General features: G+C 68.6%; 14 protein-coding genes and 1 pseudogene. 2 read left to right on the forward strand and 13 right to left on the reverse strand.

What is annotated here, in order from left to right:
* Positions 1-15: 15 nt before the first annotated feature.
* The 11 genes from ACTOWL_RS19545 to ACTOWL_RS19595 form a co-directional block, all read right to left on the reverse strand.
* A complete protein-coding gene (locus tag ACTOWL_RS19545) occupies positions 16-1,071 on the reverse strand; it encodes a LacI family DNA-binding transcriptional regulator (protein WP_441322940.1) in 1,056 nt (351 codons plus the stop codon).
* Between the two features lie 164 nt (positions 1,072-1,235).
* Positions 1,236-2,126, reverse strand: coding sequence for an ABC transporter ATP-binding protein (locus tag ACTOWL_RS19550; RefSeq protein WP_441322941.1), 891 nt, complete (start codon positions 2,124-2,126; stop codon positions 1,236-1,238).
* Positions 2,123-2,971 (reverse strand): ABC transporter ATP-binding protein, encoded by an 849-nt coding sequence (locus tag ACTOWL_RS19555; RefSeq protein WP_441322942.1) that lies wholly within the window; start codon positions 2,969-2,971, stop codon positions 2,123-2,125. The genes ACTOWL_RS19550 and ACTOWL_RS19555 overlap by 4 nt, the downstream gene beginning before the upstream one ends.
* A complete protein-coding gene (locus ACTOWL_RS19560) occupies positions 2,968-3,855 on the reverse strand; it encodes an ABC transporter permease (protein WP_441322943.1) in 888 nt (295 codons plus the stop codon). Before ACTOWL_RS19560 ends, ACTOWL_RS19555 begins: the two co-directional genes overlap by 4 nt.
* Before the next feature lie 3 nt (positions 3,856-3,858).
* On the reverse strand, positions 3,859-4,836 hold the full coding sequence (locus tag ACTOWL_RS19565; protein WP_441322944.1) for an ABC transporter permease: 978 nt from the start codon (positions 4,834-4,836) through the stop codon (positions 3,859-3,861).
* Between the two features lie 151 nt (positions 4,837-4,987).
* Positions 4,988-6,646: an ABC transporter substrate-binding protein gene (locus ACTOWL_RS19570; RefSeq protein ID WP_441322945.1), complete on the reverse strand. Its 1,659-nt coding sequence runs from the start codon at positions 6,644-6,646 to the stop codon at positions 4,988-4,990.
* Between the two features lie 80 nt (positions 6,647-6,726).
* Complete coding sequence (locus ACTOWL_RS19575) at positions 6,727-7,764, reverse strand: glycoside hydrolase family 3 N-terminal domain-containing protein (protein WP_441322946.1); 1,038 nt, start codon at positions 7,762-7,764, stop codon at positions 6,727-6,729.
* 59 nt (positions 7,765-7,823) lie between these two features.
* Positions 7,824-8,306, reverse strand: coding sequence for a GNAT family N-acetyltransferase (locus tag ACTOWL_RS19580; protein WP_441322947.1), 483 nt, complete (start codon positions 8,304-8,306; stop codon positions 7,824-7,826).
* Between the two features lie 119 nt (positions 8,307-8,425).
* A complete protein-coding gene (locus ACTOWL_RS19585) occupies positions 8,426-9,127 on the reverse strand; it encodes an alpha/beta fold hydrolase (RefSeq protein ID WP_441322948.1) in 702 nt (233 codons plus the stop codon).
* 102 nt (positions 9,128-9,229) lie between these two features.
* On the reverse strand, positions 9,230-9,967 hold the full coding sequence (locus ACTOWL_RS19590; protein WP_441322949.1) for a response regulator transcription factor: 738 nt from the start codon (positions 9,965-9,967) through the stop codon (positions 9,230-9,232).
* A 108-nt stretch (positions 9,968-10,075) separates the two neighbouring features.
* On the reverse strand, positions 10,076-11,524 hold the full coding sequence (locus ACTOWL_RS19595) for a calcium-binding protein (protein ID WP_441322998.1): 1,449 nt from the start codon (positions 11,522-11,524) through the stop codon (positions 10,076-10,078).
* Here ACTOWL_RS19595 and ACTOWL_RS19600 point away from each other — a divergent pair.
* Positions 11,516-11,872: a hypothetical protein gene (locus ACTOWL_RS19600; RefSeq protein ID WP_441322999.1), complete on the forward strand. Its 357-nt coding sequence runs from the start codon at positions 11,516-11,518 to the stop codon at positions 11,870-11,872. The genes ACTOWL_RS19595 and ACTOWL_RS19600 overlap by 9 nt on opposite strands.
* Here ACTOWL_RS19600 and ACTOWL_RS19605 read toward each other — a convergent pair.
* Positions 11,816-12,136 (reverse strand): annotated as a pseudogene (locus ACTOWL_RS19605) (hypothetical protein); the annotation flags it as partial. The gene ACTOWL_RS19600 and the pseudogene ACTOWL_RS19605 sit on opposite strands and share 57 nt — an antisense overlap.
* A 60-nt stretch (positions 12,137-12,196) precedes the next feature.
* A complete protein-coding gene (locus tag ACTOWL_RS19610; RefSeq protein ID WP_441322950.1) occupies positions 12,197-13,180 on the reverse strand; it encodes a LacI family DNA-binding transcriptional regulator in 984 nt (327 codons plus the stop codon).
* Between the two features lie 256 nt (positions 13,181-13,436).
* Here ACTOWL_RS19610 and ACTOWL_RS19615 point away from each other — a divergent pair, with 256 nt between their 5' ends.
* Complete coding sequence (locus tag ACTOWL_RS19615) at positions 13,437-14,624, forward strand: ABC transporter substrate-binding protein (protein WP_441322951.1); 1,188 nt, start codon at positions 13,437-13,439, stop codon at positions 14,622-14,624.
* The last annotated feature ends 19 nt before the right edge of the window (positions 14,625-14,643 follow it).

A 14,643-nucleotide genomic window follows, 5' to 3' on the forward strand; every position in this document is an offset into this window, starting at 1 on the left:
CTCTGCTCGGCCCCCTCAGCCTCCCGGCGGGGCGCCGCAGGAGTCCCGCACCACCAAGCGGCAGGGCAGCTTGCGGATGCCCGGTTCGATCGGCTCGCGGTCGACCAGCTTCAGCAGGGTCAGCCCGGCCTCGCGGCCCAGATCCTTCAGGTTCATGTCGACCGTGGTCAGCGGCGGGCGCGTCGCGGCGGCGACGATCTCCCAGTTGTCGAAGCCGATCACGGCGACGTCGTCCGGCACGCGGCGGCCACGCTCGCGCAGCGCGTCGACCACGCCGCGGGCGATCTGGTCGTTGCCGCAGAACACCGCGTCCGGCGGGCGGCCGATGCCGTCGAACAGGTAGCCGGCGGCCTCGTGTCCCCAGCCCTCGGTCCAGTGTCCGGTCAGGACGCCCTGCTCAGGCTCCTCCAGCCCGGCCTCGCACAGCACGTCGCGATAGGCCTTGGCCCGCTGATGCACAACGCGGAAGCTGGACGGGCCGGTGACATGGGCGATGCGCCGCCGCCCCAGCCGGGCGAGGTGCTCGACCGCCAGCCGGGCGCCGGCCTCGTCGTCGGAGACGAAGCCGATCGAATCCGGGTCGGGCTCGGTGAAGGCGTAGATCACCGGGATGCCCAGGTTCGACAGGTCGACCGGAAGATGGCGGTCGATCCGCTTGCCCGAAGCGATGATGCCGTCGACCCGCTTCTCCAGCATGGCGTCGACATGGGTCTGGGCCAGCCGCGGGTCGTCCTCGATGTTGCACAGGAAGACCGAGACGCCGTTGTCGACCAGCGCGTCGGCGATGCCGGCCATCACCGGCAGGGTGAAGCGGCCATAGGTGTCGTTGGTCAGGAGGCCGACGGTGAAGCTGCGGCGGCGCGACAGGCTCTGCGCCAGCCCGTTCGGGCGGAAGCCCAGCGCCTTCGCCGTCTGCCGGACCCGCTCGCGCGTCTCCTCCGCCATCCGGCCCTGGCCGTTCAGCGCCTTGGATGCGGTGGCGACGCTGACCCCGGCGGCCCGCGCCACGTCGCGCAGCGTCACCGGCCGGCCGGGCCCGTTCGGAGCGGATCGTGGTGACCTCTGGTCCATGCCGAGCCCGGTCGCATTCCGTTGAGAAAGTGGTTTCTCTTGTCACTTTTGTGACGTTTGTCTTTCTATGTGAGAAACCGCTTTCTCAAACACGGTAAGCGAAGAGGCCGGGCGACGGCAAGTCCGAAAAGATGGGTGAGAAGGAAGGGGCGTCCGGCCGCCGGTCAGGCGGCGCGGACGAAGTGGTTGCCGGCGATCTGGCGCACGCCGCCGGTCATGCGGGCGGCGTCGCGGGCCTGGGCGACGAGGTCGGCCTGCAGCTGCGAGGCCTCGCCCTGGAATGGCCGCTCCGGGTCCGGCACGGCGGAGAGCAGCAGCTGGGTGTAGGGGTGCTGCGGCGAGTCGATCACCGCGCCGGTGTCGCCCCATTCGACGATCCGGCCGGCATACATCACCGCGATCTCCTCGGCGACGTAGCGCGCCGTGGCGATGTCGTGGGTGATGTAGAGGAAGGCCATGCCGCGCTCGCGCTTCATCCGCTCGAGCAGGTTGAGCACGCCGAGCCGGATCGAGACGTCGAGCATCGAGGTCGGCTCGTCCGCCAGCACCACCTCGGCCCCGACCGCCAGGGTGCGGGCGATGTTGACCCGCTGGCGCTGCCCGCCGGACAGCTGGTGCGGGTATTTCGGCGCGGTCGAGTCCGGCTCCAGCTCGACCGCCGCCAGCAGCTCCATCACCCGGGCGTTGAGCGCCTTGCGGTCGGCCATGCCGGCGTGGAGGGCGAGGGGGCGGGCGATGTGGTGGAAGATGGTGTGCACCGGGTTCAGCGACCCGAAGGGATCCTGGAACACCATCTGCACGGCGCGGCGATAGGCCAGCAGCGCGGCCGTGCCGTGCAGCGCGGCGACGTCGCGGCCGCGGAACAGCACCCGGCCGGCCGAGGGCTGGTGCTGCAGCATCAGGATCCGGGCGCAGGTGGTCTTGCCGCTGCCGGATTCGCCGACCAGCGCCAGGGCCCGGCCGGCATAGAGGTCGATCGAGACGTCGTCCAGCGCCTGCAGCGGGCCGAAGCGCTTGCCGACGCGCTCGAGGGCGAGGAGGGGGGTGTGGGTCATGATGCCTCCGCCGCGTCCTGCAGCGCGGTGCGCCGGGCCCCGTGCACCGAGGGGAAGGAGGCCCAGAGCTTGCGCGTGTACTCATGGGCCGGGGCGCGGAAGATCTGCTGCGCCGCCCCGACCTCGACCAGCTTGCCCTTCAGCATCACGCCGATGCGGTCGCAGAACTGCACCATCAGGCTGAGGTCGTGGGTGATGAACAGGATCGAGAAGCCCAGCTTGCGCCGCAGCACGTCGATCTGCTGCAGGATCTCGCGCTGGACCACGACGTCGAGCGCGGTGGTCGGCTCGTCCATCACGATCAGCTTCGGGTTCAGGGCCAGGCAGATGGCGATGACGATGCGCTGGCGCATGCCGCCGGAGAACTGGTGCGGATAATCGCGCAGCCGCGCCGGGTCGATGTCGACCATGCGCATCAGCTCGACCGCGCGGTCATGCGCCTCGGCCCGGCTGCAGCCGGTGTGGGTGGCCAGCACGTCGCGGAACTGGGCCTCGACCGTCAGCACCGGGTTCAGGGCGTTCATCGCGCTCTGGAACACCATGCCGACCTCACGCCAGCGGAAGCGGCGCAGCGCCTCGCCGTCCAGGCGCAGCACATCCTGCCCGTCGAAGCGGATCTCGCCGCCGCTGATCAGCGCCGGCGGCTTGTGCAGCCGGGTGATGGCGAAGGCGATGGTGCTCTTGCCGCAGCCGGATTCGCCGGCCAGGCCGAACACCTCGCCGCGGCCGATGTCGAAGCTGACGCCGTCGACCGCCCGGAAGTCGCCGCGGTCGCCGACATAGTCGATGGTCAGGTCCTGCACCGACAGCAGCGGCTCCGGTGTGGCGCTCGCATCGGGGCTCATGGCCGCGCCTCCCGCAGCCGGGCCAGCCGCTTCCAGCGCGCCATCGAGCGGCCGATGCGCAACTGCGGGTTGGCGACCTCGTCGATGGCGAAGTTCGTCAGCGACAGCCCGGCGCCGAGCAGGGCCAGCACGGCGCAGGGCGACAGCAGCTCCCACCACGCCCCGACCGCCATGGCCGAGGCGTTCTGCGCGTTGAACAGCATGATGCCCCAGGAGATGGTCTGCGGGTCGCCCAGGCCGAGGAACTCCAGCGTCGCCTCCGTGATCACGGAATAGATCACGCTGCCGATGAAGTTGATGCCGACGATCGACACCAGGTTCGGCAGCAGCTCGAACAGCATGATGCGCCAGCGCGGCTCGCCGATCATCTCGGCCGAGCGCACGAACTCCTTTTCCCGCAGCGCGAAGGTCTGGGCCCGGGTCACCCGCGCGCCCCAGGCCCAGGATGTGGCGCCGATGATCAGGGTGATGACCAGGGGGCTGGCCTGGCCGATGAAGGCGGCCAGCACCAGCAGCAAAGGCAGGTTCGGGATCACCAAGACGACATTGGTGGCGAAGTTCAGCGCCTCGTCGACCTTGCCGCCGAGATAGCCGGCGGTGATGCCGACCGCGGTGCCGATCACGGTGATCAGGAGGCCGGCGCCGAAGCCGACCGCCAGCGAGGTGCGGGCGCCGTAGACGAGCTGGGAGAAGACGTCGTAGCCGTTGCGGGTGGTGCCGAGCACATGGGTGGCCGAGGGCGGCTCGTGCGGCCGGCCGACCCGACGTGCCGGGTTGTAGTCGGTCAGCAGCGGCGCGATCAGCGCCATCACCAGTAGGAAGGTGACGATGGCGAGGCCGATCGCGGCCTTGCGGTTGGACAGGGCAACCAGGATCATCCGCATGGTTCAGCTCCTGCGCAGCCGGGGGTCGAGTCGGGCATAGGCGATGTCGGCCAGGAAGTTCGCGGTCAGCATTGCCAGGGTCATGATCAGCAACTGCCCCTGGATCACCGGATAGTCGCGTCCGAGGATCGCCTTGTAGAGGGTGTTGCCGAGGCCGGGATAGTTGAACACCACCTCGGTCACCAGCGACCCGCCGAGGATCTTGCCGATGGCGATGGCCAGGTTGGTGACGCCGGGCAGGAGGGCGTTGCGGGCGCCGTACATCAGCATCACCCGCCGGTCGGCCAGGCCCTTGGCCCGGCCCATGGTGATGTAGTCCTCGCCCAGCAGGTTGATCATGTTGTTGCGCATGGTGACCAGGAAGTCCCCGGTCAGCACCACCGACAGCGTCAGGACCGGCAGGGCGGCGTGGTACAGCACGCTGAGGATGTATTCGGCGGAAAGGGCGGGGTCGATCGAGGTGTCGGCGGCATAGCCGGTCGGGAACCACTGCAGGGTGAAGCCGAAGACGAACAGCCCGAACAGCGCCACCACCACCGCCGGAGTGGCGGTGGAGATGATGGCGGTGGTCGAGACCGTGACGTCGAAGCGGCTGCCGCGGCGCCAGGCGGCGACGATGCCGAGCAGCGTGCCGAGCGTGAAGCTGAGCACCGTCGCCCCGCCCATCAGCACCAGGGTCCAGGCCAGGGCGCGGCCCAGCACGTCCGACACCGGGGTCGGGAAGTACTTCACCGAGACGCCGAGGTCGCCGGTGAAGACGCTGCCCAGATAGGTCAGGTACTGCTGCCACAGCGGCCCGTCGACGAAGCCGAAGGTCTGCTTCAGCGCCGCCAGGTTCTCGACCGACAGCCGGGTGCCGGACTGCGAGAACATGATGTCGATCGGGTCGCCCGGCATCAGCCGCGGGATCAGGAAATTGATGCTCGCGGCCACCAGGAAGGCGACCAGGTAGAAGAACAGTCGTCGGGCGACGAAGGCCATGTGGTCAGGTCATCCGGCTGTGGTTATGGGGCGGTGCGCTTCCTTTGGTCTGTCATGCCCGGGCTTGACCCGGGCATCCAGAGACTGTCGACATCTTCTGGATTGCCGGGTCAAGCCCGGCAATGACAGGAAAGAGGACAAGAGCCTTCGTCTACTGTACCGGCCGCAGCGCCAGCAGGTGCAGCAGCCGCTCGTGGTTGGGGTCGTAGTTCTGCGGGCTGACGAAGGGGTTGTCGGCGGTGGCCCAGCCGGTGAACCGCTTCGAATTGTACTCGTACCAGATCGGGTTGTTGTAGATCGGCACCACCGGCAGCTTCTCCGCCAGCAGCGTCTGCGCCTGGTCCAGCAGGTCCTTGCGCTTGGCGTCGTCGGTGGTCTGGGTGTAGGCGTCCAGCAGCTGGTCCAGCTTCGGGTCGAAGAAGCGCTGCGCCGAGAACCGGGTCTTGCCCTTGTTCCGGGAATGGAAGGCGTCGTCCATCTGGTAGTAGGGCGTGGCGCCGACGTACCAGGAGTTCAGCGCCATGTCGAACTTGCCGTCCAGCAGGCTCTGGCGCCACGCCGCGCCGTCGGGCGTTGCCAGCTTGACGTCGATGCCGATCTCGTTGAGCCCCTCGATCGCGATCTGCGAGGTGCTGATCCAGTCGGTCCAGCCATTCGGCACGATCAGGTCGAAGGACAGCTTCTCGCCGTCCGGCGTGTCGCGGAAGCCGTCGCCGTCCTTGTCCTTGAAGCCGGCCTGGTCGAGCAGCGCCTTGGCCGCCTCCAGGTCGTACTTGGTGTACTTGCCATAGGTCTCCTTGACCTTCGGATCGGCCCAGCTCTCGAAGCGCTTGCCGAAGGTGCCGGGATCGTCGTTCAGCGTCGGATAGCCGTAGCCGGCGACGTTGACCATGGCGTCGCGGTCCATCGCCATGCTGACGGCGCGGCGGAACTCGACGCTGTCGAAGGCCTTGCGGTGGGCCGGATCCGGGCTCTCCAGGTTCATGATCACCGCGACCAGGCTGCCCGGCGGGAACCAGTAGCCGTGATGGTCCTTGTCGGCGGCGACATAGGTCTTGTCGATGTCCGGCAGGAACGAGGCGAACCAGTCCAGCTCGCCGGACGTGGCCGCGGTCAGGGCCTGGTCGTTGGTGGCGATCTGCGGGAAGCGCAGGCAGTCCACCTTCAGCGACGCCGCGTCCCAGTAATGCGGGTTGCGGCACTGCTCGTAGACCTGCGGGGTGAAGCGGGTGATCTCGGTCATCGGCCCGGTGCCGACGGGGGTCTCGTTCAGATAGGTCACCGGGTCGGCCACGTCCTTCCAGGCGTGCTGGGCGATGATCGGCATCTCGACGATCTTCTCCGGCCCCAGCGCGGTCGGCTCCTTGAAGGTGAACTTCACCTTGGTCGGGCTCAGCTTCTCGACGCCGTCGATCACCTGCCAGATGCTGTTGAAGTCCAGCGCCGGGACCTTCTTCATCAGCTCGAAGCTGAACACCACGTCGTCGGCGGTGAAGGGCTTGCCGTCCGACCACTGCACGTTCTCGCGCAGGTCGAAGGTGACCGCCTTCAGGTCGTCCGACAGGCTCATCGCCGTGGCCAGGCGGTAGTAAGGCTTGTTGCCCTGCAGCTTGCCGAACACGACCAGCGGCTCGTAGATGAAATCCATCGTGCTCTGGCGGTACGAGGTGCGGTTGAACGGGTTGAAGTTCCGCACCCAGTTGGTCTCCTCCTCGATATGCATCGACAGGACGGTCTGGGCGAGGGCCGTGGTGCTGGTCGCCGCCAGCAGCGCGGCCGCGAGCAGGAACACCGATTTCTTCTGTCTCATGACATTGGCCTCCATGCGTTGATTTTGTTGTTGAGCGTTAATCTGCCGGCCCATGGCCCCGGGCCGGCGGTCCGGGTGGATCAGGCCGCGGCCAGCAGGGCCTCGACCTCGGCGTGCAGCGCGGTGACGTCGGCGGGGGCGGTGCCCAGGCGCCGGTCCGCCGCGTCCAGCCGGGCGACCGCGGCGTCGTCCAGCGGCCGGGCCCGGGCGGCGGCGCGCTGCATCTCCGGCAGCTCGCCATGGCAGTGCAGGGCGATGTCGCAGCCGCCCTCCAGCACCTGGGCGACGCGGTCATGCACCTCGCCCTGCAGCGAGTTCATGAACACGCAGTCGGAGATCAGCACGCCCTCGAAGCCCAGGCGGCCGCGGATCACCTCCCGCGTGATCACCGGCGAGACCGAGGCCGGGCGGTCGGGGTCGAAGGCGCTGTAGACGACGTGGCTGACCATGGCCCAGGGCGTGTCGTGCAGCCGGGCGAAGGGGAGGAAGTCGGTGGCGTCCAGCGTCGCGGCGTCGGCGGTCACCACCGGGCGGGTCTTGTGGCTGTCCTCGGTGGCGCGGCCATGGCCGGGGATGTGCTTCATCACCGGCATCAGCCCGACCTCGAGGAAGCCGTCCACCACCTCGCGGCCCAGCGCCGCCACCAGTTCCGGATCGCCACCGAAGGCGCGCTCGCCGATCACCGCGTCGGCGCCCGGCATGAGCAGGTCCAGCACCGGCGAGCAGGCGCTGTTCAGCCCGACCTCGCGCATCATCCGGCCCATGGCGACGGAGGACAGGCGGATGGCGCGCTTCGCCGCCGGCAGGTCTCGCTCGGCCAGCCGGCCGAAGCTGCGGAAGCTGCGGAACAGGGGCCAGGCGCCGGAATCGAGATGCGAGACGCGGCCGCCCTCCTGGTCGGTCAGCACCGGCGCGTCCGGCCGGCCCACCGCCGCGCGGAAGGTGGCGCACAGGGCGCGCAGCTGCTGCGGGTCCTTCATGTTGCGGCGGCCGAGGAACAGGCCATAGGGGTTGGCTTCGCGGAAGAAGGCCAGCTCCTCCGCCGACAGCGTCGGCCGCTGGATGCCGAGGACGAGTGCGAGCGGCCGGCCGGGCCTGGACGCAGGGGCTGCGGTCACGTCTCTGAACCTCCCATGTCTGCGATGGGGCCGGCCCGCCTGGGGCCGCGCCCTCGGGATCACTCCGTCCTGGACCGTATCATGCCGTGGTATAGACCACTTGTCGAACCCGGAATCTCGATCGCCCCGACGATTTTCTCGTAGAAGGCGACCGGGCCGGCGCCGCCGATGATGGCGTAGCCGTGGCCGAGGTGGCGCATCGCCTCCATGGTCTCGCGCAGCAGCGCCTCGCCGATCCCCTTGCCGCGCTGGTCGGGGTCGACGCCGGTCGGGCCGAAGAAGCCGATGGCGGTGGCGTTGTGGCAGGCGAAGCCCAGCAGGGCGCCGTCCTGGACCGCAACCAGGCAGCCGACCGGCCGGTGGGCGAAGGCGACCTCGACCTCGCTGGCCCAGAGGTCGCCGAAGCGCTCCGCCACCCAGCGGGCGACCGCGCGCTGCTCCGGCGCGATGGCGGGGCGGATGGTGATGCCGGCGGCCGCCATCGCCGCGCGCGACCCCGTCGGCGGCTCCAGCGCATAGAGCTTGACCAGAAGATCGGCCATCCCTGCCTCCCTGTTATTCCGCAATAACGAAGCATGTGACGTTATTGCGTCCTAACAGCTAAAGCCGGGAACGGGTGCGGCGTCAATATGGAAGCGGGGTGTGCGGCCCGGATGGGCTGTCAGCCCCGCTCCAGCAGCAGGGCCGTCAGTTCGGCCGGCATGTCGACCATGATGTCGTGCCCACAGGGCAGATCGGCCCACCACCAGCCCCGCTCCGCCGCCGCGGCATGGAATTGCGGGAAGGGGCTGCCGGGAAAGCCGGTCGCCAGCACGTATCCGATGTTGGCCACGCCGTCGCAGGCGCCGGACAGCCGGACGGGGGCCGCGAAGCTGGACAGCGGCTGCATCGTGCACAGGCCGTCCACCCAGGCGGCATCCGCCGCGTTCACCGCGAAATAGGCTGCCGGGGGCGGCGGCACCTTCCAGCCATCGCCGCTGGCCGCGGCCTGGTCGCGGAATCTCTGGCCCTGGTCGGGCAGGTAGTCGTTGAGGCAGTGCCCGTCTTCCGGGACGAACGCGTCGAGATAGACCAGCGCGCGCATCCGGTCCGGCAGCCGGTCGGCGACCTGGCGGATGACGATGCCGCCATAGGAGTGCCCGACCAGGACGATATCGCGCAGCTCCTCCCAGACCAGCAGGTTGGCCAGATCCTCGACATGGGTGTCGAGGCCGACCTCGCGGCCGAGCAGATGCGAACGTTCGCCCAGCCCGGTCAGCGAGGGCGTGAACACCCGATGTTCGGCGGATTGCAGCCGGTCGCGGACGCGCTTCCAGCACCAGCTGCCGTGCCAGGCGCCATGGACGAGAACATAGTCGGTCATGGCCGTCTCCCCCAGACAAAGCCTGCGGCGACCGCATCGCCGCACAATAGTCTCGGTGATGGGCGGAGGTGACTCAATCCCCCAAGACTGAAGGTTGGCCGGTCAGCGGTCCAGCAAGCCGAGGCGAAGCGCCACGACCACCGCCTGGCTCCGGCTCTTCACCCGAAGCTTGCGCCGCGCCGAGGCCATGTAGAAATTCACCGTGTTCATCGACAGGCCCAGCTGCCGCGCCGTCTGCTTGCTGCTTGCGCCTCGGGCGACGCAGGCGAGGCAATCGCGTTCGCGGTTGCTGAGAGGCTCGGTATCCGGCGCGGGCGTGCCGCCGCCGGACAGGCGGCGGCCCAGATCGAGGGCCCGGCCCAGATGCTGCCCGACATGCTGCAGCAGCCGGATCTCCTGGTCCTCCCAGGGATGCCGCCATGGCCGCCAGAAGGAGAGATGCGCCGTGATGCCGCTCCGGTCGCCGTCGACCCAGTAGAGGCCGCTGTGATTCCCCTGGGGCCGGACGAAGTCGTTGTAGAACTCCGTCTTCAGCAGCGTGCTCTCGGGAATGATCATCGAGTCGACGAAGACGGGGCCGTGCGATGCCGGCCGGGCCCCGGATTTCACGGGCGAGATCGCGTTGTAGTACGCGTTGTAGGAGTCGACGAAGGCGGGATCGACCCCCAGCCTCACCGCCGCATCCGGCGTGGCGGGGGTGAGGGACCGGTGCAGCACCGCGGACGCGCTGCCGCCGATCAGGCCCGACAGGGACCTGAGAACCCCCGACCAGCTCGAAGCGCCCAGGGCCGCGTCATAGGCTTCCCCGATCAGGCGATGAATCTCGTGGTCATCGGCCATGGCCGCGACGGACGCCCCCTCACCGCGGGCGTCGAAGGGACGCCGCGCTCGCCTGGCAGAGTAACCGAACCGCGCCCGATCCCCAAACCGGGCCGGCTCGGGGCCGGCTCAGAGCACGAAGTCGGCGGCGACGAGATGGATGGTGCCGGTCAGGGTGATATGGAAATCCGAGACCCTGTCGCCGTTGACGTCGCCGGCGATGGCGGTGACGCCGGGGATGGTGAAGGCGAAGCGGAGCTGCCCCGCCACGCCGGTGAACAGTCCGGCGCCGATAAAGCTGAAGGCCTGGTCGCCGGCCACGGTGGTCCGGGCGTCGATCCCTGCCAGGTCGATGCGGTCGCCCTGGGCATGGCTGAAATCGGTGATCCGGTCGGCATTGGCCCCGACCACGCTGTCGCCACGGGTGGTGAAGCTGAAGCGGTCGGACCCGGCGCCGCCGGTGAGCGTGTCCTTGCCGGCCCTGCCGAAGAGGGCATCGTTGCCGTTCCAGCCCTGCAGGACATTAGCGCCGGCGTTGCCGTAGAGGCTGTCGCTGCCCTGGCTGCCGGAGAGGTTCTCGATGCCGGTCAGAATGTCGCCCTGCGCCTCGCCGGCGCTGCCGAGGCCGCTGGCGAGGCTGACCACGACCCCGGTGGTGCCGCTGAAATAGCTGGCGGTGTCGGTGCCGACGCCGCCCTCGAGCCGGTCGGCCCCGGCGCCGCCGCGGAGCACGTCGCTGCCGTTCCAGCCTTGCAGCGTGTTGGCGCTGGCGTTGCCGGCGAGGGTGTCGCTGCCCTGGCTGCCGGACAGGTTTTCGATGTCGACCAGGATGTCGCCCTGCGCCTCGCCGCCGCTGCCCTTGCCGGTGGAGAGATCGATCATGACCCCGGCCGAGCCGGTATAGTAGCTGGCGGTGTCGATGCCGGTGCCGCCGTACAGCGCGTCGGCTCCGGCACCTCCGCGCAGAACATCGTTGCCGGCGGCACCGTCGAGGAGATTGCTGCCGTCGTTGCCGACCAGGACATTGGCGACGCCGTTGCCGGTACCGTTGAGCCCGGCCAGCCCCACCAGCGTCAGGTTCTCGACCGAGCCGAAGACCCGGGACGAGTCGGCCAGGCTGAAATGGACGGAAGATTGGACGGTATCGTTGCCGGCCGAGCCCGGCCATCGTTCGTCCACCGCATCGCCGGCATCGTCGACGATGTAGGTGTCGTCACCGGCTCCGCCCCGCAGCGTGTCGGCACCCGCACCGCCGTCCACAAAATCGTTTCCCCCGCCACCGTTGAGCGTATTGCTGCCGCCATTGCCGGTCAGCACGTTGTTCAGCGCATTGCCGACGCCGTCGACTGCCGTCCCCTCGAGGATCAGGTTCTCGATCGTCGCGTAGTCGATCAGGCTGCGGCTGACGGTCGAGGTGACGGTATCGATCCCGGCCGAATCGTTGATGATGTCGGCGTCCCCCTCCAGCACGAAGGTGTCGTTGCCGGCACCACCGATCAGCGTGTCTATGCCGGGGTCGCCGTCCAGCGTGTCATCTCCTGCGCCGCCGTCGAGCACGTTGACTCCGGCATGCCCCAACAGCGTGTTGTCCTGTTCGTTGCCGGTCAGGTTGAAGGACAACGCGCCAGAAAAGGCGAATATGCCTGCATTCTCGACATTGGCTGGGAGAGTGTACGATCGCATATGGCCGCCGAAACGGCTGGGTACGATGCTGACCCAAATCATGTCGATGCCGCCGTTCGCATACTCGAAGACGTCGTCGTACGCTTCACCGAGCACTTGTCCCTGGAAGACGATCTCCCACACGTCGGTCAGGTAATAAAGGTCGTCGCCCGCCCCCCCGTGGAGTTGGTCATGTCCCCCGTGACCGTTGAGCTGGTCGTTGCCGCCCTGCCCGAAGAGAACATCGTCCCCAGCCCCGGCTAACAAAATATCGCCGAGCGGGGAGCCGTAGACCGTCCATGCGTCGGTTGACCCGCTTTGATCAAAAAACGGGTTGTTTGGGTCTATGACGACAGTCGGCATATTGCTCTCCCCTGTTCGACAACAACCGATTGTCGCCGAGATCCGCTCCGGAGTCCGGCTGCATCGGCAATCCGATTGCCTGCCGGCCCGCTCGGCGGCGGCCGAGCGCGGCACAAGGCTCGCGATCGACCCAGATCTACCAAACCCGCCGTCCGGTTTCCTCATACGAACGGATGAGGGCGTGGCGACGGGCGGGCCGGTCCTGATCCGGACACCACCGGGCCGTCAGCCTCCGCTGCTCCTCCGCTCCACCAGAGCGAAGGGCAGGGTGACGTCGCCGCCGGCGTCGGGCTCGCCGGCGATGCGGCGGCCCAGGAGGGCCATCGCCTCCGCCCCCATGCGGCGGCGCGGCTGGCGGATCGTGGTCAGCGGCGGCTCGTAGGTGCCGGCGAACTGGATGTCGTCGAACCCGACCACGGCCACGTCGCGCGGCACCTCGCGCCCGGTGATGCGCAAGGCCCGGATGGCGCCGATCGCCATCTCGTCGTTGCTGCAGAACACCGCCGTCGGCGGGGCGGGCAGGGCCAGCAACGCGATCATCGCCGACTCGCCGCTCGGGATGGTGAAGTCGCCATGGTGGATCAGATCCGGCTCCGCCTCGAGGCCGGCCGCGCGCAGCCCGGCGCGATAGCCGGCCAGGCGCTGCTGCGTCAGGATGTTGCTCTCCGGCCCGGCGATGTGGCCGATGCGGCAATGGCCCAGCCCGGCGAGATGGGCCACCACCGCGGCCGCCGCGGCCGCGTTGTCGATGCCGACCACCGGCACCCGGCCGCCGGGGATCGCCTCCGACACCGCCACGATCCGGCCGTCGAAGTCGCGGTCGTGCTGCAGCCGGGGCGGCAGCCGGCCGTTCACCAGGATCAGCCCGTCGACCGCGCCGGTCAGCAGCTGGCCGGCATGCCGGTCCTCGCGCGCCGGGTCCTCGGCGGTGTTGCCGACCAGCATGCTGAAGCCGCGCGCCGCCGCCTCCTCCTCGATGCCCAGCAGCACCTCGGAGAAGAACGGGTTGGCGATGTCCGGCACCAGCACCAGGATCTGCCGCGCCTCCTGCCGGCGCAGGCCGCGCGCCAGCGGGTTCACGGCATAGCCGGTCTGGCGCACCGCCGCCTCGATCCGCTCGCGTGTCTCGGCCGTGACCAGGGGCGAGCCGGTCAGCGCCCGGCTGACCGTCGCCACCGAAACCCCGGCCAGCCGGGCGATGTCGACCATCCTGGTGCGGTTCCGCCCATTCCCGGAAGAAGGCAATATTCGATCCCCGATTCCACGGTTGACGCCCCAATGTAATCGATTGTACGATCCGGTCAAAATACGGAATGCGCTGCAGTTCCAGTGTTCGCCGCCCGTTCTGTGGCGGTGATGGGTCCGATGAGCCGGTAACCGAATAAATCGAGGGAGGAAACTTATGAATTTTCCCCAACGACTGCTGCTGTCCGCTGCATTTTGCAGTGCAATAGCGGCGACGGGCATGGAAACGGCGGCGGCGCAGACCGTCGACGTGATCCATTGGTGGACCAGCGGCGGCGAATCCAAGGCGATCAGCGTGTTCGCCGAGGAGTTCAAGAAGCGCGGCGGCACCTGGATCGACAGCGCCGTGGTCGGTGGCACTGCAGCGCGGCAGGCGGCGATGAACCGGATCGCGGGCGGCGACGCGCCGGGCGCCATCCAGTGGAACATCGGCGTCGCTGTCACCAACCTGGCGAAGGAAGGGCTGCTGGCCGATCTCGACGACCTCGCGGCAGCCGGGAAGTGGCAGGAGAACCTGCCGCCGCTGATCGTCAAGAACGCCTCCTATGACGGCCATTTCTATGCCGTGCCGACCGACATCCACGGCGACAACTGGCTGTGGTACTCGACCAAGATCTTCCAGGAGGTGGGCGCCGAGCCGCCGAAGACCTGGGACGAGTTCTTCCCGCTCGCCGACACGATCAAGGCCAAGGGCTACACGGCGCTGGGCCTCGGCGGCGAGCCGTGGCAGGAGGCGCTGCTGTTCCGCTCCGTCCTGATCGGCGCCGGTGGGAAGGAGACGTACAAGAAGATCTATGTCGACCACGACGCCGAGGCCGCGGGCGGGCCGGAGATGGTCAAGGCCTTCGAGACCTTCGGCAAGCTGCGCGCCTATGTCGACCAGGGCAGCGCCGGCCGGAAGTGGAACGACACCACCATCATGGTCGCCACCAACAAGGCGGCGATGCAGATCATGGGCGACTGGGCCAAGGGCGAGTTCGCCGCCGCCGGCCTGACCCCGGGCAAGGAGTTCGGCTGCGCCCGGCCGCCCGGCAACCAGGACGCCTATGTCCTGACCGTCGACGTCTTCGTGTTCCCGAAGCTGGACGACCCCGAGAAGATCAAGGCGCAGCGGCTGCTGGCCGAGGTGATGATGGACCCGGCCACCCTGGTCGCCTTCAACAAGTTCAAGGGCGCCCTGCCGCCGCGGATGGATGCCGATGTCGGCACCCTCGACATCTGCTCGCAGGAAGGCCAGAAGGTGATGTCGAAGGTCGAGAACCAGCTGCCGAACACGGCGCTGGCCTTCAGCAGCGACGTCGAAGGCCAGCTGGCGGACCTGATCACCCAGTTCTGGACCAGCCCGGAGATGAAGCCGGAGGACGCGGCCAAGCAGTTCTCCGAGATCGTCGCCAACGCCGACATCTGACCGACCACCTCAACCGGAC

The sequence above is a fragment of the Inquilinus sp. CA228 genome, assembly GCF_052078665.1.
GTDB lineage: Bacteria > Pseudomonadota > Alphaproteobacteria > DSM-16000 > Inquilinaceae > Inquilinus.

Excerpts from the sequence above, each read along its gene's own strand:
- ACTOWL_RS19545 (WP_441322940.1), bottom strand. The coding sequence starts at position 1,071 with ATGGACCAGAGGTCACCACGATCCGCTCCGAACGGGCCCGGCCGGCCG.
- ACTOWL_RS19550 (WP_441322941.1), bottom strand. The coding sequence starts at position 2,126 with ATGACCCACACCCCCCTCCTCGCCCTCGAGCGCGTCGGCAAGCGCTTC.
- ACTOWL_RS19555 (WP_441322942.1), bottom strand. The coding sequence starts at position 2,971 with ATGAGCCCCGATGCGAGCGCCACACCGGAGCCGCTGCTGTCGGTGCAG.
- ACTOWL_RS19560 (WP_441322943.1), bottom strand. The coding sequence starts at position 3,855 with ATGCGGATGATCCTGGTTGCCCTGTCCAACCGCAAGGCCGCGATCGGC.
- ACTOWL_RS19565 (WP_441322944.1), bottom strand. The coding sequence starts at position 4,836 with ATGGCCTTCGTCGCCCGACGACTGTTCTTCTACCTGGTCGCCTTCCTG.
- ACTOWL_RS19570 (WP_441322945.1), bottom strand. The coding sequence starts at position 6,646 with ATGAGACAGAAGAAATCGGTGTTCCTGCTCGCGGCCGCGCTGCTGGCG.
- ACTOWL_RS19580 (WP_441322947.1), bottom strand. The coding sequence starts at position 8,306 with ATGGCCGATCTTCTGGTCAAGCTCTATGCGCTGGAGCCGCCGACGGGG.
- ACTOWL_RS19585 (WP_441322948.1), bottom strand. The coding sequence starts at position 9,127 with ATGACCGACTATGTTCTCGTCCATGGCGCCTGGCACGGCAGCTGGTGC.
- ACTOWL_RS19590 (WP_441322949.1), bottom strand. The coding sequence starts at position 9,967 with ATGGCCGATGACCACGAGATTCATCGCCTGATCGGGGAAGCCTATGAC.
- ACTOWL_RS19600 (WP_441322999.1), top strand. The coding sequence starts at position 11,516 with ATGCCCCAACAGCGTGTTGTCCTGTTCGTTGCCGGTCAGGTTGAAGGA.
- ACTOWL_RS19610 (WP_441322950.1), bottom strand. The coding sequence starts at position 13,180 with ATGGTCGACATCGCCCGGCTGGCCGGGGTTTCGGTGGCGACGGTCAGC.
- ACTOWL_RS19615 (WP_441322951.1), top strand. The coding sequence starts at position 13,437 with ATGGAAACGGCGGCGGCGCAGACCGTCGACGTGATCCATTGGTGGACC.